The 24273-nt window shown below is 39.4% G+C and carries 39 protein-coding genes; all 39 read left to right on the top strand.

Annotation, left to right across the window (positions count from 1 at the left end):
* The first annotated feature begins 205 nt into the window (after positions 1-205).
* Positions 206-1528: an electron transport complex subunit RsxC gene (gene rsxC / locus G7057_RS02970; protein WP_166161204.1), complete on the top strand. Its 1323-nt coding sequence runs from the start codon at positions 206-208 to the stop codon at positions 1526-1528.
* A 6-nt stretch (positions 1529-1534) separates the two neighbouring features.
* Entirely contained in the window at positions 1535-2536 is a 1002-nt protein-coding gene (locus tag G7057_RS02965; protein ID WP_166161202.1) for an RnfABCDGE type electron transport complex subunit D, read from the top strand.
* A gap of 345 nt (positions 2537-2881) precedes the next feature.
* Entirely contained in the window at positions 2882-3190 is a 309-nt protein-coding gene (rpsJ, locus tag G7057_RS02960; protein ID WP_076768489.1) for a 30S ribosomal protein S10, read from the top strand.
* Positions 3191-3242: 52 nt separating this feature from the next.
* Positions 3243-3878 (top strand): 50S ribosomal protein L3, encoded by a 636-nt coding sequence (gene rplC / locus G7057_RS02955; RefSeq protein ID WP_076768490.1) that lies wholly within the window; start codon positions 3243-3245, stop codon positions 3876-3878.
* A 27-nt stretch (positions 3879-3905) separates the two neighbouring features.
* The gene (gene rplD, locus G7057_RS02950) at positions 3906-4529 is read left to right on the top strand and encodes a 50S ribosomal protein L4 (RefSeq protein ID WP_076768491.1); all 624 of its coding nucleotides are present in this window, start codon (positions 3906-3908) and stop codon (positions 4527-4529) included.
* Entirely contained in the window at positions 4529-4816 is a 288-nt protein-coding gene (rplW, locus tag G7057_RS02945) for a 50S ribosomal protein L23 (RefSeq protein WP_076768492.1), read from the top strand. The genes rplD and rplW overlap by 1 nt, the downstream gene beginning before the upstream one ends.
* 42 nt (positions 4817-4858) lie before the next feature.
* Positions 4859-5689 (top strand): 50S ribosomal protein L2, encoded by an 831-nt coding sequence (gene rplB / locus G7057_RS02940; protein WP_076768493.1) that lies wholly within the window; start codon positions 4859-4861, stop codon positions 5687-5689.
* A 55-nt stretch (positions 5690-5744) separates the two neighbouring features.
* Positions 5745-6026: a 30S ribosomal protein S19 gene (gene rpsS, locus G7057_RS02935; RefSeq protein WP_076768494.1), complete on the top strand. Its 282-nt coding sequence runs from the start codon at positions 5745-5747 to the stop codon at positions 6024-6026.
* A 20-nt stretch (positions 6027-6046) separates the two neighbouring features.
* Complete coding sequence (gene rplV / locus G7057_RS02930) at positions 6047-6403, top strand: 50S ribosomal protein L22 (RefSeq protein ID WP_076768495.1); 357 nt, start codon at positions 6047-6049, stop codon at positions 6401-6403.
* 3 nt (positions 6404-6406) lie between these two features.
* On the top strand, positions 6407-7060 hold the full coding sequence (gene rpsC / locus G7057_RS02925; protein ID WP_166161200.1) for a 30S ribosomal protein S3: 654 nt from the start codon (positions 6407-6409) through the stop codon (positions 7058-7060).
* A gap of 3 nt (positions 7061-7063) precedes the next feature.
* A complete protein-coding gene (gene rplP, locus G7057_RS02920; RefSeq protein ID WP_076768497.1) occupies positions 7064-7498 on the top strand; it encodes a 50S ribosomal protein L16 in 435 nt (144 codons plus the stop codon).
* Positions 7488-7682: a 50S ribosomal protein L29 gene (rpmC, locus tag G7057_RS02915; protein ID WP_076768498.1), complete on the top strand. Its 195-nt coding sequence runs from the start codon at positions 7488-7490 to the stop codon at positions 7680-7682. Before rplP ends, rpmC begins: the two co-directional genes overlap by 11 nt.
* A gap of 24 nt (positions 7683-7706) precedes the next feature.
* Entirely contained in the window at positions 7707-7973 is a 267-nt protein-coding gene (gene rpsQ / locus G7057_RS02910) for a 30S ribosomal protein S17 (RefSeq protein WP_076768499.1), read from the top strand.
* A 50-nt stretch (positions 7974-8023) separates the two neighbouring features.
* Positions 8024-8392 (top strand): 50S ribosomal protein L14, encoded by a 369-nt coding sequence (gene rplN, locus G7057_RS02905; protein ID WP_076768500.1) that lies wholly within the window; start codon positions 8024-8026, stop codon positions 8390-8392.
* A 33-nt stretch (positions 8393-8425) separates the two neighbouring features.
* Positions 8426-8734 (top strand): 50S ribosomal protein L24, encoded by a 309-nt coding sequence (gene rplX, locus G7057_RS02900; RefSeq protein WP_076768501.1) that lies wholly within the window; start codon positions 8426-8428, stop codon positions 8732-8734.
* Between the two features lie 26 nt (positions 8735-8760).
* Positions 8761-9300 (top strand): 50S ribosomal protein L5, encoded by a 540-nt coding sequence (gene rplE / locus G7057_RS02895; RefSeq protein ID WP_076768502.1) that lies wholly within the window; start codon positions 8761-8763, stop codon positions 9298-9300.
* 19 nt (positions 9301-9319) lie between these two features.
* Positions 9320-9505: a type Z 30S ribosomal protein S14 gene (locus G7057_RS02890; RefSeq protein WP_076768503.1), complete on the top strand. Its 186-nt coding sequence runs from the start codon at positions 9320-9322 to the stop codon at positions 9503-9505.
* A gap of 33 nt (positions 9506-9538) precedes the next feature.
* A complete protein-coding gene (gene rpsH / locus G7057_RS02885) occupies positions 9539-9937 on the top strand; it encodes a 30S ribosomal protein S8 (protein WP_166161198.1) in 399 nt (132 codons plus the stop codon).
* Between the two features lie 42 nt (positions 9938-9979).
* Positions 9980-10516: a 50S ribosomal protein L6 gene (gene rplF, locus G7057_RS02880; protein ID WP_166161196.1), complete on the top strand. Its 537-nt coding sequence runs from the start codon at positions 9980-9982 to the stop codon at positions 10514-10516.
* A 55-nt stretch (positions 10517-10571) separates the two neighbouring features.
* Positions 10572-10928, top strand: coding sequence for a 50S ribosomal protein L18 (gene rplR / locus G7057_RS02875; RefSeq protein WP_166161194.1), 357 nt, complete (start codon positions 10572-10574; stop codon positions 10926-10928).
* A 20-nt stretch (positions 10929-10948) separates the two neighbouring features.
* Entirely contained in the window at positions 10949-11449 is a 501-nt protein-coding gene (gene rpsE, locus G7057_RS02870) for a 30S ribosomal protein S5 (protein ID WP_166161192.1), read from the top strand.
* A gap of 14 nt (positions 11450-11463) precedes the next feature.
* The gene (gene rpmD, locus G7057_RS02865; RefSeq protein ID WP_076768508.1) at positions 11464-11646 is read left to right on the top strand and encodes a 50S ribosomal protein L30; all 183 of its coding nucleotides are present in this window, start codon (positions 11464-11466) and stop codon (positions 11644-11646) included.
* A 33-nt stretch (positions 11647-11679) separates the two neighbouring features.
* Complete coding sequence (gene rplO / locus G7057_RS02860) at positions 11680-12120, top strand: 50S ribosomal protein L15 (RefSeq protein WP_166161190.1); 441 nt, start codon at positions 11680-11682, stop codon at positions 12118-12120.
* Positions 12120-13412: a preprotein translocase subunit SecY gene (secY, locus tag G7057_RS02855; protein WP_166161188.1), complete on the top strand. Its 1293-nt coding sequence runs from the start codon at positions 12120-12122 to the stop codon at positions 13410-13412. Before rplO ends, secY begins: the two co-directional genes overlap by 1 nt.
* A gap of 59 nt (positions 13413-13471) precedes the next feature.
* Complete coding sequence (locus G7057_RS02850) at positions 13472-14122, top strand: adenylate kinase (protein WP_166161186.1); 651 nt, start codon at positions 13472-13474, stop codon at positions 14120-14122.
* A 133-nt stretch (positions 14123-14255) separates the two neighbouring features.
* A complete protein-coding gene (gene infA, locus G7057_RS02845; protein ID WP_076768512.1) occupies positions 14256-14474 on the top strand; it encodes a translation initiation factor IF-1 in 219 nt (72 codons plus the stop codon).
* Positions 14475-14506: 32 nt separating this feature from the next.
* Positions 14507-14620 (top strand): 50S ribosomal protein L36, encoded by a 114-nt coding sequence (gene rpmJ, locus G7057_RS02840; RefSeq protein ID WP_062470716.1) that lies wholly within the window; start codon positions 14507-14509, stop codon positions 14618-14620.
* 20 nt (positions 14621-14640) lie between these two features.
* On the top strand, positions 14641-15006 hold the full coding sequence (gene rpsM, locus G7057_RS02835) for a 30S ribosomal protein S13 (protein ID WP_076768513.1): 366 nt from the start codon (positions 14641-14643) through the stop codon (positions 15004-15006).
* 27 nt (positions 15007-15033) lie between these two features.
* Positions 15034-15420, top strand: coding sequence for a 30S ribosomal protein S11 (gene rpsK, locus G7057_RS02830; RefSeq protein ID WP_076768514.1), 387 nt, complete (start codon positions 15034-15036; stop codon positions 15418-15420).
* A gap of 82 nt (positions 15421-15502) precedes the next feature.
* Positions 15503-16447, top strand: a complete 945-nt coding sequence (locus G7057_RS02825; RefSeq protein WP_166161184.1) for a DNA-directed RNA polymerase subunit alpha — start codon at positions 15503-15505, stop codon at positions 16445-16447.
* Between the two features lie 27 nt (positions 16448-16474).
* Positions 16475-16855 (top strand): 50S ribosomal protein L17, encoded by a 381-nt coding sequence (gene rplQ / locus G7057_RS02820; RefSeq protein ID WP_076768516.1) that lies wholly within the window; start codon positions 16475-16477, stop codon positions 16853-16855.
* Between the two features lie 304 nt (positions 16856-17159).
* Positions 17160-18110: a VOC family protein gene (locus G7057_RS02815; protein ID WP_166161182.1), complete on the top strand. Its 951-nt coding sequence runs from the start codon at positions 17160-17162 to the stop codon at positions 18108-18110.
* Positions 18111-18286: 176 nt separating this feature from the next.
* Positions 18287-19126, top strand: a complete 840-nt coding sequence (locus G7057_RS02810) for an energy-coupling factor ABC transporter ATP-binding protein (RefSeq protein WP_166161180.1) — start codon at positions 18287-18289, stop codon at positions 19124-19126.
* Positions 19102-19980 (top strand): energy-coupling factor ABC transporter ATP-binding protein, encoded by an 879-nt coding sequence (locus tag G7057_RS02805; RefSeq protein WP_166161178.1) that lies wholly within the window; start codon positions 19102-19104, stop codon positions 19978-19980. Before G7057_RS02810 ends, G7057_RS02805 begins: the two co-directional genes overlap by 25 nt.
* The gene (locus G7057_RS02800) at positions 19973-20770 is read left to right on the top strand and encodes an energy-coupling factor transporter transmembrane component T family protein (protein WP_166161176.1); all 798 of its coding nucleotides are present in this window, start codon (positions 19973-19975) and stop codon (positions 20768-20770) included. The genes G7057_RS02805 and G7057_RS02800 overlap by 8 nt, the downstream gene beginning before the upstream one ends.
* Before the next feature lie 110 nt (positions 20771-20880).
* Complete coding sequence (gene truA / locus G7057_RS02795) at positions 20881-21666, top strand: tRNA pseudouridine(38-40) synthase TruA (RefSeq protein WP_166161174.1); 786 nt, start codon at positions 20881-20883, stop codon at positions 21664-21666.
* A gap of 148 nt (positions 21667-21814) precedes the next feature.
* A complete protein-coding gene (rplM, locus tag G7057_RS02790) occupies positions 21815-22258 on the top strand; it encodes a 50S ribosomal protein L13 (RefSeq protein ID WP_076768522.1) in 444 nt (147 codons plus the stop codon).
* 13 nt (positions 22259-22271) lie between these two features.
* Positions 22272-22664 (top strand): 30S ribosomal protein S9, encoded by a 393-nt coding sequence (gene rpsI / locus G7057_RS02785; protein WP_166161172.1) that lies wholly within the window; start codon positions 22272-22274, stop codon positions 22662-22664.
* A gap of 160 nt (positions 22665-22824) precedes the next feature.
* A protein-coding gene (locus G7057_RS02780; RefSeq protein WP_227004636.1) for an IS3 family transposase occupies positions 22825-24248 on the top strand; the annotation gives its coding sequence in 2 pieces (ribosomal slippage) (positions 22825-23314 and positions 23314-24248; 1425 coding nt in all).
* Positions 24249-24273 lie beyond the last annotated feature (25 nt).

Below are 24273 nucleotides of genomic sequence, written 5' to 3'. Positions count from 1 at the left end.
TAATAACAAGCTAACAGACTAGAGGTCGAAAGACTTCTAGTCTTTTTTTGTCGAAACAGTCGATGCAGGTCAATCAAATGAGCTGTATCTGACATCCCATATTGCACATATAACTTTACACTGAAAAATTTTTTATTTATAATGATATTATCTATTAATAAAGGGACAATTGACACTCGAGCCACACTAAGAAAGGCTGAAGACTATGAAATTACATTTTCATTTCAAGCGAAGTTTAGCTGGCATTTTTCCTGAAGAGAGAAAAGAACGAACAGAGCAATTACCAATAAAAAAAGCTAAAGTACCGGATATGCTCATTTTCCCCTTAAATATGCATATCGGAAAGCCTGCTAAAGCAGTTGTTTCGGTAGGCGACTATGTAAAAATTGGCAGCCTTTTAGCAGAAGCAGATGGTGGCATTTCTGCCAATGTGCTATCTTCGGTTTCTGGAAAGGTCATGGCGATATCAAGTCGTCAAACCGTTAAGGGTCCTCACCAAGCAATCGTTATTCAAAATGATTTTAAAGACGATAAAGACGAAGCTTTTTTTAAACAGCAAAAGTTAGAAAGCTCAGCAGATAAACTAGCGATGATTCGCCGAGCAGGTATTGTAGGAATGGGAGGAGCAACCTTTCCAACCGATGTAAAAGCATCACCTCAAACGCATAAGCCAATTGATACCATTATTATTAATGGCGCAGAGTGTGAGCCTTATTCAACGAGTGATCATCGTATGATGATTGAGCACGCTGAAACAATCGTAAAAGGAGCCCGCCACTTGCAAAACCTACTTGCTGCCAAACGCGTCTACATTGCCCTCGAAGATGATACACCAGATTGCGAAACAGCCTTATTATTAGCTATAAAGGACTTTCCTGATGTTGAAATAAAAGTGCTACAAACCATGTACCCACAAGGTGCAGAAAAAGTATTAATAAAGAAGCTAACCGGTAGAGAGGTGCCATCAGCAGGCTTACCTGCTGATGTGAGGACATTCGTCACCAATGTATCGACTGCCCACGCCGTTTATGAGGCAATTGAAGAGCAAAAGCCACTCTTTGAACGAGTAACAACCGTCACAGGAGAAGCTATTCGTCAACCTCAGAACCTTCGTGTTCGTATAGGTACACCGATTAATTGCCTAATCGAAGAATGTGGTGGTTTTAGTAGCCCGCCAGCTAAACTATTACATGGCGGACCTATGATGGGGATTGCCATCGATTCAGCCGATATTCCCATTACTAAAGGGAGTTCAGTTATCACATTTCTATTAGCTGAAGAAGTGACAGATCAAGAGCGGACGGATTGTATTCGTTGCTCAGAGTGCTTAAATGTCTGTCCGGTTAACTTACAACCTATTCTTATTAGTAACGCCTATGAAAGAGGAGATATCAATGAAGCGGAACGTTTAGGAGCCATGGATTGCATCGAATGTGGCAATTGCTCGTTTATTTGTCCATCAAAAATACCGCTCTTAGATAATATTCGCTCTGCCAAATCAGCCATTAAAACAAAGAATGCGGGGTAGAGTAAAATGAATCAAATAAAAGAGTTATCTATTAGCCGATCGCCTCATTTATATGCAAAACCATCTGCTCAGTGGGTGATGCTGCAAGTCATTATTTCACTCTTATTCCCAACATCAGCAGCTATATACTTTTTTGGTTGGCATGTATTAGTCATGCTTATCGTTGGCGTCGTGACGGCTGTATTATCAGAGTACCTTTTCCAAAAAATAGCACGTAGAAAATCAACCATCAAAGACTTGAGTGCGGTCATTACGGGTATGTTAATCGCACTTAGCCTACCGGTAACAGCTCCTTTATGGACGATCGCAGTAGGGAGTATATTTGCGATTATAATCGTCAAGCAAATTGGAGGAGGGATTGGCCGTAACATCTTTAATCCAGCGGTAGCTGCTCGGGTAATGTTAAAGGTATTCTTTTCGCCATGGATTACCAATTGGGTTTTGCCGGGAGAGGATATCGTTTCTACAGCAACACCATTAGAATATATTGGTCATATGACGACAAGTTTGCCCAGTGAAGGCATACCAAGTTTAACAGACTTGTTTTTAGGTGTCGGTTTAGGTGGCCCAATAGGCGAAACATCCAAGCTAATGATTTTAATAGGGATGATTTATCTCATCATAAAAAGGGTGATATCACCAAACTTACCAATAATCTATTTAGCTACGCTGGCTTTAACAACCTCAATTGCTGGTGGCTTTCAATTTGATTACTATATGACCCATGTTTTAAGTGGCACAGCATGTTTTGCTGCGGTTTACATGATTACAGACTACAGTTCCCAACCCTTAACAAGAGATGGCAAACTACTTTATGCGCTTGGAGCAGGATTGTTAACTGCTATCATTCGATTGCTATTTAATTTTCCTGGTGGAGTGGGTATCGCTATCTTAATTATGAATGCTCTGTCTCCCGCAATTGACCGCTATTTAGCACCAAGAATTTACGGACATCAGCAGCGTTTAAAGAAAAATAAAGCTGTTCGCGAGAAAGTGGTCATAAAATAATCATATATAATAGGAAGAGAGTTGATTTTATAATCAAAATCTTCCTGTTTTTTTATGCGAAAAACTTGATTTAAAGGGACTAAACAGGCAAAATAAAACAAGTTGAGAAAAAACAAAAAACAAATAAATTTTTATTGAAAAAAGCTTGCAAATTATATAATAAGTCTGTATACTAATGAAGTGCGAAATTTACAGAAGTAAAAAGCACAGGGGTCCTTATTTGAGGACGCCAAGTGATGAAACGAGAGGTTGCGACACGCCCGGACGCTTTGCCACGGCGGGTGAGGCCGGAAAATTTTCGTGGAGCTAGTCTTATGAGTTACATTTGACGAAGGAGGGAACAAAATGGCAAAACAAAAGATTCGTATCCGTTTGAAAGCATATGAACACCGCGCATTGGATCAATCAGCAGATAAAATTGTAGAAACTGCAAAGAGAACAGGAGCTTCTGTCTCAGGTCCGATTCCATTGCCTACAGAGAGACAATTGTATACAGTGATTCGTTCACCGCATAAATACAAAGATTCTCGTGAGCAATTTGAAATGCGTACACACAAACGTTTGATTGATATTATCAACCCAACAAGCAAAACTGTTGATGCATTGATGAAACTTGATCTACCATCTGGCGTAGACATCGAAATCAAACTATAATTTATCGTTAACCCAAAAATAAACTAACTAATAAAACAACGGAGGTGTTACCATGACCAAAGGAATCTTAGGCAGAAAAGTAGGTATGACTCAGTTCTTTACAGAAAACGGAGAATTGGTGCCTGTAACTGTTATCGAAGCTACTCCAAACGCAGTATTACAAGTTAAAACTGTTGAAACAGATGGCTACGAAGCGGTACAAATCGGTTACCAAGATTTACGTGACGTATTAACTAACAAACCTGCTAAAGGTCATGCAGCAAAAGCAAAAACTGCTCCTAAGCGCTTCATTAGAGAAATCAAAGATGTTGAGCTGGGAGAATACGAAGTAGGACAAGAACTTAAAGTAGATATGTTCGTAGCAGGAGACATCGTTGATGTCACTGGTACATCTAAAGGACACGGTTTCCAAGGCGTTATCAAACGTCACGGACAATCTCGTGGACCAATGTCTCACGGTTCTCGTTACCATCGTCGTCCTGGTTCAATGGGTGCAGCGTCTGATCCATCACGCGTTTTCAAAGGTAAAAAATTACCTGGGCAAATGGGTGGCAAACGCATTACTATCCAAAACCTAGAAATCGTTAAAGTTGACGTTGAAAACAACGTTATCTTGATCAAAGGTAATGTACCGGGATCTAAAAAATCATTAATCGAAATCAAATCAGCTCGTAAAGCTGCTAAATAAGTAATATAGAAAGGAGGAACGAGAAACATGCCTAACGTAACCCTATTTAAACAAGATGGTACTCAAAATGGTGAAGTAACACTAAACGAGGAAATCTTTGGAATCGAACCAAACGAAAGTGTTGTATTTGATGCAATCATTATGCAACGCGCGTCATTAAGACAAGGAACGCACGCTGTTAAAAACCGTAGTGCAGTTCGCGGAGGCGGCCGTAAACCATGGCGTCAAAAAGGAACTGGTCGTGCTCGTCAAGGATCAATCCGTTCACCACAATGGGTTGGCGGTGGAGTGGTTTTTGGACCAACACCTCGTTCTTACAAATATAAATTAAACAAAAAAGTTCGTCGCTTAGCACTTAAATCAGTTCTTTCTGAGAAAGTTACAGAAGGAAACTTATTAGTACTTGAAGGACTAACTTTCGACGCACCAAAAACAAAAGAATTTGCACAAGTGTTATCTAACTTGAATGTAGACTCAAAAGTATTAGTAGTTGTTGAAAATGATAACGACTTTGCAGTATTATCTGCACGTAACCTTCCAAAGGTAACTGTTATCAATGCAGACGGACTAAACGTACTTGACATCGTGTCTCATAACAAAGTTGTATTGACTCAAGCTGCTCTTTCTAAGGTAGAGGAGGCTCTTCAATAATGGAATTACATGATGTTATTTTACGCCCAGTCATCACGGAAGCATCTATGCTTGCAATGGACGAGAAGAAATATACCTTTGAAGTAGATGTTCGCGCTAATAAAACTCTAGTAAAACAAGCAATTGAAAAAGTGTTTGATGTAGAAGTTAAAAACGTGAATATTATGAATGTACGCGGAAAACTTAAACGTATGGGCCGTTACCAAGGCTATACTAAAAAACGCCGCAAAGCGATTGTTACTTTAACAGAAGCTTCAAAAACAATCGAATTATTCGACGAAGAATAAAACAAATAGATACCCAAATCAATATATAGGAGGGAATATAACGTGGCGATTAAGAAATACAAACCGATAACTAACGGTCGTCGTAACATGACAGGATCAGATTTCGCTGAAATCACAAAAACAACTCCTGAAAAAACGTTACTAGAAAAGAAAAGCAAACACGCTGGCCGTAATAATCAAGGTAAAATCACAGTACGTCATCAAGCTGGCGGACACAAACGTGCTTACCGTATTATCGACTTCAAGCGTAACAAAGATGGCGTAATCGGCCTAGTTAAAGCTGTTGAGTACGATCCAAACCGTACTGCTAACATTGCACTAATCCACTACACTGATGGAGTTAAAGCATACATCATTGCTCCAAAAGGAATCGAAGTTGGACAAAAGATTGAATCTGGTGAGGGAGTAGATATCAAAGTTGGTAATGCTTTGCCATTAGCAAACATTCCAGTTGGTACATTCATTCACAACATTGAAATGAAACCTGGTAAAGGCGGACAATTAATCCGTTCTGCTGGTACAAGCGCTCAAGTATTAGGTCGTGAAGGCAAATACACTCTTGTACGTTTAAACTCAGGCGAAGTTCGTATGATCCTTTCAGCTTGTCGTGCAACAGTTGGTACTGTAGGTAACGAACAACACGAATTGATTAACATTGGTAAAGCAGGACGTAATCGTTGGTTAGGTAAGAGACCTACTGTGCGTGGTTCTGTAATGAACCCTAACGATCACCCACACGGTGGTGGTGAAGGTAAAGCACCAATCGGACGTAAATCACCAATGACACCATGGGGCAAACCTGCACGTGGTATGAAGACACGTAATAAAAAAGCTAAATCTAGCAAATTAATTATTCGTGGACGTAAAAAATAATTAATACAATCAAATGTATGATACAGATAGAAGAGAACCGAAAGGAGGCTTCACCATGGGTCGTAGTTTGAAAAAAGGACCTTTCGTCGATGAACATCTTATGAAGAAAGTGGAAGTTGCTGCTAAGAGCGAGAAAAAACAAGTTATTAAAACTTGGTCACGCCGTTCAACAATTTTCCCACAATTCATCGGCCAAACGATTGCAGTATATGATGGAAGAAAACATGTCCCTGTATACATTCAAGAAGATATGGTAGGACACAAATTAGGGGAGTTCGCTCCAACAAGAACATACCGCGGACACGCGGCTGACGATAAGAAAACAGGTCGTCGTTAATTACGAGGGGAGGAATTAAAATGGCAGAACAAATTACAGCTGCAAAAGCAACTGCTAAAACTGTCCGTATCGCACCTCGTAAGGTTCGTCTAGTAGTGGATCTTATCAGAGGAAAAAGTATTGGAGAAGCAATCTCCATTCTGAAATTTACACCACGCTCTGCATCACCTGCAGTCGAAAAAGTGTTAATGTCAGCAATTGCTAATGCGGAACATAACTATGATTTAGATATTGAAAACTTGGTAGTAAGTGAAGCTTATGTGAACGAAGGACCAACAATGAAACGCTTCCGTCCTCGTGCTAAAGGATCCGCTTCACAAATTTTGAAACGTACAAGCCACATTACAATCGTGGTATCAGAAAAGAAGGAGGGATAATCTGTGGGTCAAAAAATTAATCCAATAGGAATGCGTGTTGGCATTATCCGTGATTGGGATGCTAAATGGTACGCAGAAAAAGATTTCGCTGATTTCTTACATGAAGATTTAAAGATTCGTAAACATATCGAAACTAACTTAAAAGAAGCATCTGTTTCTCGCGTAGAAATCGAACGTGCAGCTAACCGTGTTAATATTTCAATCCATACTGCTAAACCAGGAATGGTTATCGGTAAAGGTGGATCTGAAGTAGAAAAACTACGTAAAGCTCTAAACACTTTAACAAACAAACGTGTTCATATTAACATCGTTGAGATTAAAAAAGCAGACTTGGATGCTAAATTAGTGGGAGAAGGAATTGCAAGACAATTAGAAAACCGTGTTGCTTTCCGTCGCGCACAAAAACAAGCTATCCAACGTACAATGAGAGCTGGAGCTCATGGTATCAAAACTATGGTTTCTGGTCGTTTGAACGGAGCAGATATGGCTCGTTCAGAAACTCATTCTGAAGGAACTGTTCCTTTGCATACTCTTCGTGCAGACATTGACTATGCATGGGAAGAAGCTGACACTACTTACGGTAAACTAGGCGTTAAAGTTTGGATTTCCCGTGGTGAAGTATTGCCAGAACGTAAATCTGAGAAAGGAGGGAAATAACCAATGTTAGTACCTAAACGTGTAAAACACCGTCGTGAATTCCGTGGAAAAATGCGCGGAGAAGCAAAAGGTGGAAAAGAAATTGTTTTTGGTGAATTTGGTTTGCAAGCTGTTGATTCAAAATGGATCACTAACCGTCAAATCGAAGCAGCCCGTATTGCTATGACTCGTTACATGAAACGTGGTGGGAAAGTTTGGATTAAAATCTTCCCTCACAAATCATATACATCTAAAGCTATTGGTGTTCGTATGGGTAAAGGTAAAGGTGCTCCAGAAGGCTGGGTATCTCCTGTAAAACGCGGCAAAATCATGTTTGAAGTTGGCGGCGTACCTGAAGAAGTAGCACGTGAAGCTTTGCGTTTGGCATCTCATAAATTGCCAATCAAAACTAAAATCGTAAAACGTACAGAAATTGGTGGTGAATCGAATGAAGGCTAATGAAATCAAAGACTTATCCACTGCTGAAATGATTGAGAAAGAAAAAGCATTCAAAGAAGAGCTTTTCAATCTACGATTCCAACTTGCTACAGGGCAACTTGAAAACACTGCCCGCCTTAAAGAAGTTCGCAAATCAATTGCACGCATTAAAACAGTATTGCGTCAAGAGTTGCAAAATCAGTAATTCAGCAAAGGAGGGTACTAAAAAATGACTGAACAACGTAATAAACGTAAAGTCTACCAAGGCCGTGTTGTCTCTGACAAAATGGATAAAACAATTGTAGTAGAAGTATCTACTTACAAAAACCATCCTACATACGGTAAACGTGTAAGATACTCTAAAAAGTACAAAGCACATGACGAAAACAATCAAGCAAAACTTGGTGATATCGTAAAAATCATGGAAACTCGTCCGCTATCTGCTACTAAAAACTTCCGTTTGATGGAGATTGTAGAAGAGTCTGTGATTATCTAATTTTTATAAAAAACAAGAAATAATTCCTGATCCGGAAGGAGGATACTAAAGTGATCCAAACAGAAAGTCGTTTGAAAGTTGCCGATAACTCAGGAGCAAGAGAAGTCTTAGCTATTAAAGTATTGGGTGGATCTGGCCGTAAATACGCAAACATTGGTGATGTTATTGTTGCAACAGTAAAACAAGCAACACCCGGTGGCGTTGTCAAAAAAGGTGAAGTTGTTAAAGCTGTTATCGTTCGTACTAAAACTGGTGCACACCGTAAAGACGGTTCATACATCAAGTTCGATGAAAATGCATGCGTAATTATCCGTGATGACAAGAGCCCACGTGGAACACGTATCTTTGGACCTGTTGCTCGTGAATTACGTGACAACAACTACATGAAGATTGTTTCTCTAGCTCCAGAAGTATTGTAAGAATCGTAAGAATTGAAGGAGGTGCAACAACTCATGCACGTAAAAACTGGCGATAAAGTTAAAGTGATTACTGGTAAAGATAAAGGTAAAGAAGGAACGATCCTAAAAACTCTACCTAAAAAAGACCGCGTGATCGTTGAAGGCATTAACATTGTGAAGAAACATCGTAAAGCTTCACAAAGCAACTTGACTGGTGGTATTCTTGAAGAAGAAGCGCCAATTCATGTGTCTAATGTAATGTTGATTGATCCTAAGACTGGTGAACCTACTAAAGTAGGCTATAAAGTTGAAGACGATAAGAAAGTCCGTGTTTCTAAAAAAACTGGAAACATTATCGACTAATCATTGAAGGAAGGAGGATCTTTTAGATGAACCGTTTGAAAGAAAAATATACAAAAGAAATCACACCTTCATTGGTGGAAAAATTCAACTACACTTCTGTCATGGAAGTTCCTAAAGTTGAAAAAATTGTTATCAACATGGGTGTTGGTGACGCTGTAGCAAACGCTAAAAATCTAGAAAAAGCAGTTGAAGAGCTAACATTGATCTCTGGTCAAAAACCAGTTATCACTCATGCTAAAAAATCAATCGCTGCATTCCGTTTACGTGAAGGTATGGCAATTGGTGCTAAAGTTACTTTACGTGGCGAAAGAATGTACGAATTCTTAGACAAACTAGTAACAGTTTCATTACCACGTGTACGTGATTTCCGTGGTATTAGCAAACGTTCTTTTGATGGACGTGGAAACTACACTTTAGGTGTTAAAGAACAATTGATTTTCCCTGAAGTTGACTACGATAGAGTTGACAAAGTACGTGGTATGGATATCGTTATCGTAACTACTGCTAACACAGATGAAGAATCAAGAGAATTATTGACTCAATTAGGAATGCCATTCCAAAAATAAGCGAAGGGAGCAAAATTAAGTGGCTAAAAAATCAATGATCGCTAAAAACAAACGCCCAGCTAAATTCTCAACGCAAGAATATACACGTTGTGAACGTTGTGGACGTCCGCATTCTGTTTACCGTAAGTTCAAATTGTGCCGCATTTGTTTGCGTGAACTAGCTTATAAAGGACAAATCCCTGGCATGAAGAAAGCAAGCTGGTAATCAGCCATACCCGTAAGAAGGAGGTAAATGTTAATGGTTATGACAGATCCAATCGCAGATTTCCTTACTCGTATTCGTAACGCTAACATGGTTCGCCATGCAAGCCTAGAAGTTCCTGCTTCTAATATGAAAGTAGAAATCGCTAAGATCCTTAAAAATGAAGGATTCATTAAAAACTTTGAAGTCATTGAAGACGACAAACAAAACGTTATCCGTGTTTTCTTAAAATATGGTGCAAATAACGAACGTGTTATCACTGGACTAAAACGCATCTCTAAACCAGGTTTGCGTGTGTTTGCGAAAAGCGGCGAAGTTCCTCGCGTATTAAACGGCTTAGGAATCGCTATCGTATCCACTTCTGAAGGTGTTGTCACAGATAAAGAAGCAAGAGCTAAAAATATTGGTGGAGAAGTATTGGCTTACGTTTGGTAATCCATTCTTCCTACCCTAACTAAAACAAGGAGGTGCAGCCCTGTGAGTCGTATTGGTAATAAACAAGTCGAAATTCCAGCTGGCGTAACCATTGCTCAAGATGGAAACACAGTAACAGTCAAAGGTCCTAAAGGCGAATTGACACAAACTTTCAGTGAGCTAATCACTATCAATGTAGAAGGAAACACTGCTACATTTACTCGTGCAAACGAAGAAAAGTTCACAAAATCTATTCACGGAACAACTCGTGCGCTATTCAGCAACATGGTTGTTGGTGTATCTGAAGGATTTAAGAAAGATCTAGAATTAATTGGGGTTGGGTACCGTGCTCAATTACAAGGTAACAAACTTGTATTGAACGTTGGTTACTCTCATCCAGTAGAATTCACTCCAGAAGAAGGTGTAACTGTAGAAGTTAACGCTAATACAAAAATCACTATTTCTGGTTACGACAAAGAAAAAGTTGGCGCTCTAGCAGCTAACGTTCGCGCTGTACGCCCACCAGAGCCATACAAAGGCAAAGGTATCAAGTACTCTGACGAAATCATCCGTCGTAAAGAAGGTAAAACTGGTAAATAATAGCCAGTTTCTTCTTAAAGCAAGTTAATACACTTAAATAAAAGAGGTGACAATTGTGATTAATAAACCAGATAAAAACAAAACACGCCAGTCAAGACATGCTCGCGTAAGAAGAAAAATCTCTGGTACTGCTGAGTGCCCACGCTTGAACGTATTCCGTTCTAACAAACACATCTACGCTCAATTAGTTGATGACGTAGCGGGTGTGACGCTGGCAAGTGCCTCAAGTAAAAAAGATGCATCTGAAGCAGCTACTAAAACAGAACAAGCCGCAGTTGTAGGTAAAGTTATCGCTGAACGCGCAACTGAAAAAGGTTTGAAATCAGTAGTATTTGACCGTGGAGGATACTTATACCACGGACGTGTACAAACATTAGCTGAAGCTGCCCGTGAAAACGGACTAGATTTCTAAGAAAAGGAGGATGCCTACATATGGTATATATTGACCCAACTCATTTAGATATTGAAGATCGCGTTGTTGCGATTAACCGTGTAACTAAAGTTGTTAAAGGTGGACGTAAATTACGTTTTGCTGCTTTAGTTGTTGTCGGAGATAGAAATGGACATGTTGGTTTCGGTACAGGGAAAGCTAACGAAGTTCCAGAAGCAATCCGTAAAGCTATCGAAGCTGCTAAGAAAAACATGATTGAAGTACCAATTACAGGAACAACAATTCCTCACGAAGTAATCGGTCGTTATAGCGGTGGTAACGTAATGTTGAAACCTGCTGTTGCCGGTTCTGGAGTATCAGCTGGAGGTCCTGTTCGTGCGGTCATCGAATTAGCAGGTATCGCTGATATTACTTCTAAATCATTAGGTTCAAGCACTCCAATTAACATGGTTCGTGCAACTGTTAATGGTCTAGAACAATTGAAAAAAATCGAGGATGTTGCTGCATTACGTGGTAAATCCGTAGAAGAAATTAAAGGTTAAGGAGGATATACAAGATGGCAGAATTAAAGATTACTTTAGTACGTAGCTCAATTGGACGTCCTCAAAACCAAAAAGATACTTTGAAGGCTTTAGGATTAACAAAAGTTGGTAAAACTGCTGTAAAACCTGCTAATGATGCAATCAAAGGCATGATTAACACAGTTAGCCATTTAGTAGAAGTAGAAGAAGTTAAATAATTCAATCTATAACGAAGGAGGTGCCCAGTTACTATGAAACTTCATGAATTAAAACCAACAGAAGGATCTCGTAAAGTACGTAACCGTGTAGGTCGTGGATCTTCATCAGGAAACGGAAAAACATCTGGACGTGGACATAAAGGTCAAAAAGCTCGTTCAGGTGGTGGAGTAAGATTAGGCTTCGAAGGTGGACAACAACCATTGTTCCGTCGTATCCCTAAACGTGGATTTACAAACATCAATCGTAAAGAATATGCTGTTGTAAACCTAGATACTTTAAACCGTTTCGAAGAAGGTACAGAAGTAACACCGGCATTACTTGTTGAAAGCGGCGTTGTACGTGATGAAAAATCCGGCATCAAAGTTTTAGCAAAAGGTGCGGTTGAGAAGAAATTGAACGTTAAAGCTCATAAATTCTCCGAAGCAGCGAAAGAAGCGATTGAAGCTGCCGGTGGAACTGTTGAGGTGATCTAATGTTTGCGCTTCTGAAAAATGCATTTCAGGTGAAGGACATTAGAAACAGAATTTTCTTTACACTTGGTATGTTGATTGTTTTCCGTATCGGAACTCATATTACTGTACCTGGTGTGAATGCGGGTGCCATTCAAAACTTGGCATCAATAGGCTTATTTAGCCTATTGAACACTTTTGGAGGTGGAGCACTTAGTCAGTACTCTATCTTCGCAATGGGTGTCTCGCCTTATATCACTTCTTCTATTGTCATTCAACTCTTACAAATGGATATTATTCCGAAATTCACGGAATGGTCTAAACAAGGTGAAGTTGGTAGAAGGAAGTTGAATCAAGCAACAAAGTACTTAGCAGTTGTTCTTGCATTTGTACAATCAATCGGGATTTCAATTGGTTTTAACCAATTATCCAACTTAGGATTAGTTCGCAACCCAGGATTAGAAACCTATCTCATGATAGCGTTGATTATGACTGCAGGTTCGATGCTAGTAATCTTTATCGGTGATGCGATAACAATGAATGGGATTGGTAATGGAACTTCTCTGATTATCTTCTCTGGTATTGTTGCTCGTATTCCAGCCGATTTAATTACTTTCTATGAAGATCGTTTTGTCAATTCAAGTGAACTGACAACCAACATCATTTTTACAGTAGCCTTACTTGTAGCAATGTTATTAGTTGTTATTTTTGTTGTTTATATTCAACAAGCGGAAAGAAGAATACCAGTTCAGTATTCTAAACGAGCAACTGGGTCAAACCAAGCAGCTCACTTACCGTTAAAAATCAACTCTGCTGGAGTTATTCCGGTTATTTTTGCCAGTTCATTCATGATGACTCCGCAAACAATCTTAGGATTCTTTGCAGCGAATCATAGTGAGGCAACTTGGTATCAAGTGGTTAATACATTAGTCAATTTCCGTGAACCAATTGGAGCTGCTATTTATACAATTCTGATTGTCGTGTTCACGTATTTCTATGCGCTAATTCAAATTAACCCTGAGAAAATGGCCGAGAATTTACAAAAGTCAGGAGCTTACATCCCGAGTGTTCGCCCTGGTAGAGGAACCGAAGAATATATTACAAGCTTGTTGATGCGCTTAAGTACAGTTGGCGCTGTGTTCCTCGGATTGATTGCTCTCTTGCCTATTGTTGCTTCTGCATTATGGAACCTACCAGACTCATTAGCTCTTGGTGGAACTAGTCTTTTAATTGTTATCGGAACCGCATTGGATACCGCAAGACAAATTGAAGGACGAATGGTGAAACGCAATTATCAAGGATTTATTCAAAAGTAAGATGTGTACGGGGTTAGCCCCGAACACACTTGCAATTGTATAAAAGGAGACGAGTAAAAATGAAGAAAAACCTGATTATTACAGGACTTCCTGGAGCAGGGAAAGGAACACAAGCTGAACGTATTATTGACAAGTATGGTATTCCACATATTTCTACTGGAGATATGTTCCGTGCGGCAATGAAAAATGAAACTGCATTAGGACTAGAAGCCAAGTCTTTTATGGACAAAGGTGAACTTGTTCCTGATGAAGTGACAAATGGTATTGTTAAGGAACGTCTGCAAGAAGAAGATACGAAAAATGGTTTCTTATTGGACGGGTTCCCCCGCACAATGGACCAAGCCGTAGCTTTGGATAACATTATGACTGAATTGGGTCGTCAGATTGATGCTGTCATCAATATTGAAGTAAACCCAGATGTTTTAATGGCTCGTTTGACTGGTCGCTTGATCTGCCGTAATTGCGGTGCGACATACCACAAACTTAACCATCCACCAAAAGTAGAGGGAGTTTGTGATCGTTGCGGAAGCACTGACCTGTATCAACGAGAAGACGATAAGCCGGAAACAGTTGAAAACCGTATTCGCATTAATCAAGAACAATCCAAACCAATTATTGAGTTTTACTCTGAAAAAGGTTTACTCCACACACTTAATGGTGAAACTGAGATCGAAGATTTATTCCAAGAAGTTCAAGACATCATTGGTTAATATAGTTGATTAATAGTAAGTATTTTCTTTGCAAAAGCTTGATACTATGCTATAATATTGTAGTTAGTGTAAAATAATATTGCTTAGACAAATCGTAATTAATTAGCTTGAAATAATGTGAGGAGGTAAGAAGATGGCGAAAGACGACGTTATTGAAATTGAAGGAGTAATCGCTGAGACGTTGCCCAATGCAATGTTCAAGGTAGAACTTGAAAACGGCCATATTGTGCTCGCGCATGTTTCTGGAAAGATTAGAATGAACTACATTCGTATTTTACCAGGTGATAAAGTTACGGTGGAACTATCCCCGTATGATCTTACTCGCGGCCGTATAACATATCGTTTCAAATAATTACACTCCATCATTTTAAAGGAGGAAAAATAATGAAAGTTAGAGCATCAGTAAAACCAATCTGTGAGAAATGTAAAGTAATTCGCAGAAATGGCCGTGTTATGGTGATTTGTGAAAATCCTAAACACAAACAACGCCAAGGATAATAATAAGGAGGTGCCATTAAATGGCTCGTATCGCTGGAGTAGATATTCCGCGTGACAAACGCATCGTTATCTCATTGACATACATTTATGGAATTGGTAGCACAACTGCTAAGAAAGTTCTTGCAGACGCTAACGTTTCAGAAGAAACTCGTGTTCGTGACTTAACTAACGATGAGTTAGACCGCATCCGTATTGAAGTTGACAAACTAAAAGTTGAAGGTGACATGCGTCGTGAGGTTAACTTAAACATCAAACGCTTGATGGAAATCGGTTCATACCGTGGAATCCGTCACCGTCGTGGTTTGCCAGTTCGCGGACAAAACACTAAAAATAATGCACGTACTCGTAAGGGTCCTGCAAAAGCAATCGCTGGTAAGAAAAAATAATTCATAAGTGAAGGAGGTTAACACTTCATGGCTAAAAAAGTATCTCGTAAACGTCGTGTGAAAAAGAATATCGAAAGTGGTGTTGCTCACATTCGTTCTACGTTCAATAATACTATTGTTATGATTACAGATGTACATGGAAACGCAATTTCATGGTCTTCAGCTGGTGCGCTAGGGTTCAAAGGTTCTCGTAAATCAACTCCTTTCGCGGCACAAATGGCTGCAGAGTCTGCTGCAAAAGCTTCTATGGAACATGGCATGAAGAGCGTTGAAGTAGCAGTTAAAGGTCCTGGTTCAGGACGTGAAGCAGCTATTCGTTCGCTACAAGCAACAGGATTGGAAGTTACAGCAATTCGTGACGTAACTCCTATTCCACACAACGGATGTCGCCCACCAAAACGCCGTCGGGTATAATACATCTTTTGTATCCAGAAGTTTTATATCGCAATGGACTCACTAGGATGAACGAACCGTTTTGAAAGGGGTAAATTGACATATGATCGAAATTGAAAAACCAAGAATTGAAACGATTGAGATCAGCGAGGATGCTACATTTGGCAAATTCGTTGTAGAACCACTTGAACGGGGATATGGGACAACACTTGGTAACTCATTACGTCGTATTTTATTATCTTCATTACCAGGTAATGCAGTATCTACTATTCAAATTGATGGCGTTCTGCATGAATTCTCAACCATTGATGGTGTGTTAGAAGATGTGACTCAAATCATCTTAAACATTAAACAATTGGCTTTGAAATTCTATACCAATGAAGACAAGACAATCGAGATTGACGTAAAAGGTCCAGCAGTTGTAACTGCTGCTGATATCAATCACGACAGTGATGTAGAAGTATTAAACCCTGATTTATATATTTGTACCGTTGCTGAAGGTGCACAGTTCCATGTGCGTATGGATGCAAAAAATGGCCGTGGTTATGTTCGTTCAGAACATAATAAAACGGAAGACATGCCAATTGGTGTTATTCCAGTTGACTCGATTTTTACTCCTGTACATAAAGTAAATTATCAAGTTGAAAATACTCGCATCGGTCAAAAGAACGTATATGATAAATTAACTTTGGACGTATGGACTAATGGTTCAGTAAGCCCAGAGGAAGCAGTTAGTTTAGCTGCTAAAATCCTGACAGAGCATTTAAACATCTTTGTAAATCTAACTGACGAAGCTCGCAAGGTTGAAGTAATGGTAGAAAAAGAAGAGACTCAAAAAGAGAAAATGCTTGAGATGACAATTGAAGAATTAGACTTGTCTGTTCGTTCATATAACTGTCTGAAACGTGCAGGAATCAATACGATTCAAGAACTGACTAATAAATCAGAAGCAGAAATGATTAAAGTGCGTAATCTAGGACGTAAATCACTTGAAGAAGTGAAAAACAAGTTGGATGAACTTGAGCTAAGTTTACGCCAAGATGATTAGTACTGCAGCAAAGGAGGATTTCCAGAAATGGCTTACCGTAAATTAGGACGTACAAGTTCTCAAAGAAAAGCAATGCTACGCGATCTAACGACTGATCTAATTATCAACGAACGTATCGTAACGACTGAAGCTCGCGCTAAAGAAATTCGTAAAACTGTTGAAAAAATGATTACTTTAGGTAAACGCGGAGACTTGCATGCTCGTCGTATGGCTGCACAGTTCGTACGTAACGAAGTTGCTGATGTTCGTGAAGAAAACGAAGAAATCGTTGTCGAAACAGCATTGCAAAAACTATTCAGTGGCTTGGCTGAGCGTTATGCAGAACGTCAAGGTGGATACACTCGTATCATGAAAACTGAACCACGCCGCGGAGACGCAGCACCAATGGTTATCATTGAATTAGTTTAATAAAAACTATTTATCTTTCAGATGAAAAGAGCGCTACGATGTTGATTACTCCCAATTGGTTGAGAAGTTAAAGTCTAGCTCGTGAACCCTAACGGAAATCGTATGATTTCCGTTAGTGGCTCACCATTTGTAGATCTATAAGAGATGGACGCTAAATGTTCAGCTCTATTTTTTTTCTTATTTCCAAATATCCCGTTCAACAGAAAAGATGAGCCAATGTGCTCGTCTTTTTTTGTTGGATTCTTTTATTTCGAATTCGAAATATGTGCTATAATAAAGAGGAGAAAAAGAAAGTAGGGATAATATGACACACATACTCGGACACCACCACATTTCTATGATGACTAAAAGTGGCGATGCAAACACAGACTTTTATCAAAACATATTAGGACTTAGACGCGCTAAAGTGAGCGTTAATCAAAATAACCCAGAAATGTATCATCTCTTTTTTGGTGATAAGACAGCTAGTCCAGGAATTGATTTAACCTTTTTTGAAAATCAAAAACTGGGACAAACGCATAGAGGGACTAATGCAGTGACACGGATTGGATTAATTGTGGATAAGGAAGACAGTTTGACCTATTGGCAAGATCGTTTTGATGAGTTTGGTGTCATTCACAGTGGAAGAACGACTTATACACAGCGACCAGCCATTTTGTTTGAAGATTTTGAAGGGTTACGCCTAGCGCTTATCGTTGGAGACGGTCAACAAGCTGATTTTTGGGAATCGTGGGAAGAATCAAGTGTTCCCTACGACCATCAGATTAGAGGGATGGCAGTGGTAGAATGGACTGTGGAAAGCTTACAGGCGTCTAAGCTAGTCTTAGTAGATTTGTTTACTTATCAACAGGTCTATCAGACCGAAAATACAGCTCTCTTCCAAGCTCAAGAAGGAAAAATGAATGGTGAGATTCTCTTAGTGGAGCAAGACGGTCCAAAAGAGAAACCAGGCAAGGGCAGTGTTCACCATATCGCTATTCGTGTCGAAGATAAGCAGGCACTGGACTATTGGCAAGAGCGTATTACTGATTTTGGATTTAAAGTGGTTGCGCGTCATGACCGTTTTTATTTTGAGAGTCTCTATTTTAGAGAAGCAAATGGTATTATGATTGAGCTAGCCACTGATGATCCTGGCTTTACGGTGGATAGAGCTGTGGAAGACCTAGGTAAAGAGTTAGATTTGCCACCATTTCTAAATGACCAACGCCAAGCGATTATGGAAAAACTTAATCCATTAAAAGGGATTAAGGAATAAGGCTGTCAGAAATGAAAACAGGATTGAAAATTTCTTAAAAGTGACAAGACACCTGATGCTTTTTTACTAACTTTCCAGTATACTAGATAAGTGAAAATAAAATTATAAAGGATTACTTGGCTCTTTCATATTAGTATAAATTGAGAGATGGTAAGCAGAAGGAAGTAGGGTATCCAATGGAAGAAATAATCCAACTAAATCAGATAACTTTTACATACTCAGAAGACGATTTACGTCCTGCCTTAAATGATGTCTCATTCTCAATCAACAAAGGAGAATGGATTGCCATTATTGGACCAAACGGCTCAGGTAAATCGACACTAGCTAAGACTATTAATGGACTTGTTGAGGCCAAATCAGGGGACGTTGTGATTGGTGGCATCACACTATCAGAGGAAACGGTATGGGATGTTCGTCGTAAAGTCGGCATGGTATTCCAAAATCCCGATAACCAGTTTGTCGGATCAACCGTTCAAGATGACATTGCCTTTGGTTTAGAAAATATCGGTGTACCACGCGAAGAAATGGTAGAGCGTGTTTTAAAATCAGTAGAGGCTGTTAATATGTCTGAATTTTTAGATAAAGAACCTGCTCGTTTATCAGGTGGGCAGAAACAACGGGTTGCGATTGCAGGCATTATTGCACTAGCACCAGATATTATTATTTTAGATGAAGCAACGACTATGCTCGATCCAAAAGGCCGCCGTGAGGTTATTGAAACCATTCAACGAATTAAGGAAGAAGAAAACTTAACGGTTATTTCCATTACCCATGATATTGACGAGGCTGCTAAGGCGAATCGTATTTTTGTTATGGAGGCAGGCCAATTAAAACAAATTGGAACGCCAGAGGAAATCTTTGCGGTAGGAGCAGATATTATTGATATGGGACTGGATATTCCGTTCCCAGAAAAATTGAAATATCAATTAAAACGTCAAGGATTAGACGTACCTGAAACATACTTGACTGAAGAAGGGATGGTGGATTGGCTATGGACATTATATTCCAAGATGTAGGATTTGCTTACTCAGCCGGCTCACCCTTTGAAAGTCGTGCTCTTTATGATGTTAGCTTGCAAATTCCAGATGGCTCCTATACGGCTTTAATTGGCCATACAGGAAGTGGGAAATCAACGGTAACCCAACATTTAAACGCTCTGTTAAAACCAACAGAAGGCAGCGTTACAATCGGAGACCGTGTGATTACTAAGGAAACAAGCAATAAAAACTTGAAATTCCTACGTAAAAAAGTAGGGATTGTTTTCCAGTTTCCTGAATCGCAACTCTTTGAAGAGACCATTGCTAAGGATATTGCCTTTGGACCAATGAACTTTGGTGTCTCAGAAGCAGAAGCTATGGAAACAGTTCGCAAAGTACTGCCATTAGTAGGCCTAGACGAGACGTTTATGGAGCGTTCACCCTTTGACCTATCCGGTGGGCAAATGCGCCGTGTGGCTATTGCAGGGGTTTTAGCGATGAATCCAGAAGTTCTTGTCTTAGACGAGCCAACAGCTGGGCTTGATCCTGCTGGTCGCCGTGAAATTATGAATATGTTCTACCGATTACATAAAGAACAAAACATTTCGATTGTGCTAGTGACTCACCAAATGGATGACGTAGCTACTTATGCAGACCATGTTATTATTATGGAAAAAGGAACTGTTGTGAAGATGGGACCGCCAGAAGAGATTTTCTTGGATGAACAGTGGCTAGTGGATAAGCAATTAGGCTTACCGGCATCCTTGCAATTCATGCAAATGTTTAGCCAGAAAACAGGCATTGAATTTGGCGATTTAAGACCACTTGGAACAGAAAAATTAGCTGAAGTGATTGTGGCTAAGCTGAAGGAAGAAGGTGGGTTGGATGCTTGATAAGTTACTATTTGGACGTTATATCCAAGGCGATTCTTATGTGCATAAGATGGATCCACGTGCTAAACTAATAGGTGCCTTCTACTTTATTATTGTTATTTTCCTAGCTAATAACTGGCTGACTTATTTAGCCATGACCTTATTTACCTTTTTATGTGTCTATTTATCGGATATTCCTTTTAAAGTGTTTCTTAATGGTGTAAAACCACTGATCTGGTTAATCGCCTTTACGGTTGTCTTGCAAGTGTTGTTTACAACCGGTGGGGAAACGTATTTTAGTTGGGGAATTATTAATATTACCTCCTTTGGATTATTAAACGGAGCTTTTATTTTTATGCGCTTTGTCTTAATTATTTTTATGTCGACCTTGTTGACCTTAACGACGATGCCATTATCCTTAACCGATGCGATTGAAACCTTATTAGGACCATTGAAACGCTTCAAAATGCCAGTTCATGAGATTGCTTTGATGTTGTCAATTGCTTTGCGCTTTGTGCCGACATTGATGGATGAAGCAACCAAAATCATGAATGCCCAACGAGCAAGAGGAGTCGATTTTGGAGAAGGCAATATTATTCAACAAATGAAGGCAGTCACACCTATTTTGGTTCCGCTGTTTGTAAGTTCCTTTAACCGTGCTGACGAATTAGCTAACGCGATGGAAGCGCGTGGTTACCAAGGTGGCGAAGGCCGAACAAAATACCGTCAACTCCATTGGCAAAACCGCGACACTATGGCGATGGTTAGCTTTGGGTTGTTGACCGTATTACTTATTGTATTAAGAGGATAAATGAGCGTATAAAAAGGTAGGCCCGACTCGTTAGACCGAATAGTGTTCGGGAAACGGCTGTCGGGGCTGCCTTTTTGATTAGATGGTTATAGTTATTAAGGAGGTTCAAGGTGGCACAACGTTATAAATGTATTATTCAATACGATGGTACCCGCTATGTCGGTTATCAAATTCAAAAAAATGGCATCAGCGTTCAGGAAGTCATTCAAAAAGCCCTTAAGAAAATGTTCAAAGGGCAAGTTATTTTAATTGAAGCATCTGGTCGAACCGACTCTGGCGTTCATGCACTAGGGCAAGTCATTCACTTTGAGTGCCCAGTAGACATTGAGCCCGTTCATTTGCAACGCGCCCTAAATAGCCTGTTGCCTAGCGATATTTCGATTGTTCAAGCAGAACGAGTGTCAGATGACTTTCATTCACGTTTCCTAGCTAAAGGTAAAAAATATATGTACCGAGTTGATTTAAACCTCTTTGCTGATCCCTTTAAACGTCAGTATACCCTTCATCATCCCTACCGAATGAACTTGGATAAACTCCAACAAGCTTTGGACAAATTAGTAGGGAAGCATGATTTTACCAGCTTTTGTTCCACTAAAACCATTAAAGAAGACAAAGTAAGAACGGTTTATGAAGCCAAATTTGAGATTGATGAAGCTCAAAATGAGCTTGTTTTTACCTTTGTAGGTAATGGCTTTTTATATAACATGGTTCGCATTTTTGTGGGTACCTGTTTACAGATTGCAGATGGCTTAAAAGAGCCGGAAGAAATTGACCGCTTGTTCGCGGTAAATGACCGCAATGAAGCTGGTCCAACCGCAGACGGCAAGGGATTGTACCTGGTTGAAGTTTACTACGATGAGCAGTTTTTGGAAGAGATAAAACAAGCAAAAAACTAAGTGCTTTTTCGCAAAAAAATACCGATTTTTATTTGACAAATTGGCAAGTCTGGGGTAAGATATAAGACGGTATTGTTTGCCCCACTATATGAGCCCCGGAAACTCAAGATGGATCAAACATTCAGATAAGAATATGGAGGAAACAAACGTGCGTACAACATATATGGCTAAAGCTAACGAAATCGAACGCAAATGGTACGTGATCGATGCAACTGACATTCCTTTGGGACGTGTATCAACAATTGCAGCATCAATCCTACGCGGAAAAAATAAACCAACATTCACTCCACATGTGGACACAGGTGACTTTGTAATTATTATTAACGCTGATAAAGTTAAATTAACAGGTAAAAAAGCATCAGACAAAATCTATTCTCGCCACTCAGGTTACATTGGTGGACTAAAACAAGTTTCTGCTGGGGAACTACGTGACAAAAACTCACGTCGTTTACTAGAGTACTCAATCAAAGGAATGCTTCCTAAGAACGCTCTAGGATCTCAAATGTTTAGAAAATTACATGTATACGGTGAAGAAACTCACCCACATGCAGCACAACAACCAGAAGTTTTAGACATCACAAACCTAATTTAAGGAGGGAAACACATTGGCACAAGCTCAATACATCGGCACTGGTCGCCGTAAAAACTCAACTGCTCGTGTACGTCTAGTACCGGGAACAGGTAAAATCGTCTTCAACAAGAAAGAAATGGAAGATTACATTCCATTCCCTTACTTGTACGAAGTAATTAAACAACCATTAAACATTACAGATACTTTAGGTAGCTACGACGTTCACGTGAACGTTAACGGTGGTGGATTCACTGGACAAGCTGGAGCAGCTCGTCACGGAATCTCTCGCGCACTATTGTCAGTAGATCCTGACTTCCGTGCACCACTAAAAGAAGCTGGACTATTAACACGTGACCCACGTATGGTAGAACGTAAAAAACCAGGTCTTAAGAAAGCTCGTAAAGCTTCTCAATTCTCAAAACGTTAATAGAAACATTGATATATCAGTGTTTACAGAGCTTTTTTGGTTCAAGTTGGTTCAAATCAGCTTGAACCTTATAAAGCACTTAACAGATTTAAAGCATCGGCATCTGTACCGACCCCCAAAAGTTAGACCAAAAATCTGACGATTGGAGGTCGGTATTTTTATGGCTGTATACAGTTATGAGTTTAAAAAGAAAGTTGTAGATGCATATTTACGTGGCGAAGGAGGTTATACTTTTTTAGCAGAAAAATATGGAGTAAAAAACAGAAGACAAGTTCTCAATTGGGTACATTACTACGAAGAACTAGGTGATGATGGATTAAAACGTTCAAGAAAGAACGAAAATTATTCTTTTGAATTTAAGCTTGGTGCGGTAGAGTCTTATTTAACAAGTGAGGTATCTTATCAGGAACTGGCTCTTTCACTAGGGATTAATAATAATGCTCTTATCGCCAGGTGGGTAAATGATTATAGAGCGGCTGGTCCTGATGCCTTAAGAGATAAGAAACGTGGAAGAAGGGCTAAAATGAATTCATCAGGTAAGGCTGTAAATATACAACACCAAGATGATTCAGCTCCTGTTGATACAAGCACTGAGCATGTTAAACAGCTTGAAGCTGAACTCTTAAAACTAAAAATCGAGAATGCTTATTTAAAAGAACTGAGGAGGCTGCGTTTAGAGGAGGAAGCTCTTCTGAAAAAAAAGCGAGAATCGTCCGCAGCCTCCGAGGAGAATTCAAATTAAAAGATATTCTCGCTGTAGTTGGCTTCCCTAAAGCTACCTACATGTATTGGCAAAAAAGATTTGATAGAGATAATCCTGACAAAGAACTCGAAGAAAAAATCCTAAAAATACATGAAGATAATAAAGATTATGGATATCGACGCATGCGAGCCGAATTAAATAATCAGGGAATTCATGTTAACAAGAAAAAAGTCCAGCGAATAATGCAAAAACTCAATCTTCAGGTGACCTCATTTACACGTAAAAGTCGTAAATACAGCTCGTACAAAGGCAAGGTTGGTATTGTGGCACCTAATAGAATCCGTAGGCGATTCAATACACATATACCGCATCAAAAGGTTACAACTGATACAACTGAATTTAAATACTATGAAGTAGATTCAAAAGGCCATATGACAATGCACAAGCTTTATTTGGATCCTTTTATGGATATGTGTAATGGTGAAATTCTTAGTTATGGTATTGCTAAGCATCCTACGGCCAAGAATGTAATGGATGCACTAGATAAAGCAATTGAAATAACCTCAGATTGTTCTTATCGCCGAACATTCCATTCAGATCAAGGATGGGCTTACCAGATGAGAGCATACTCTAACCGGCTTAAGGAAGAACGTATTTTTCAAAGTATGTCTAGAAAAGGTAACTGCCATGATAATTCCGTTATGGAAAACTTCTTTGGACTGCTTAAACAAGAGATTTACTATGGTGTCGTGTATTACAGCTATGAGGAATTGAAGTCGGAAATTGAACGATACATAAATTACTATAACGAAAAGAGAATTAAAGAGAAACTTGGATGGCTAAGTCCAGTGCAATACAGACTTAGTCTTCAGGCTGCATAAAAATAGCGAGGCAGCCGAAACTGTC

This window comes from Jeotgalibaca arthritidis, assembly GCF_011100465.1.
In the GTDB taxonomy this organism is placed as follows: domain Bacteria; phylum Bacillota; class Bacilli; order Lactobacillales; family Aerococcaceae; genus Jeotgalibaca; species Jeotgalibaca arthritidis.
The sequence above is the reverse complement of the archived record's forward strand: the minus strand, read 5'-3'. Positions and strand labels throughout refer to the sequence as shown.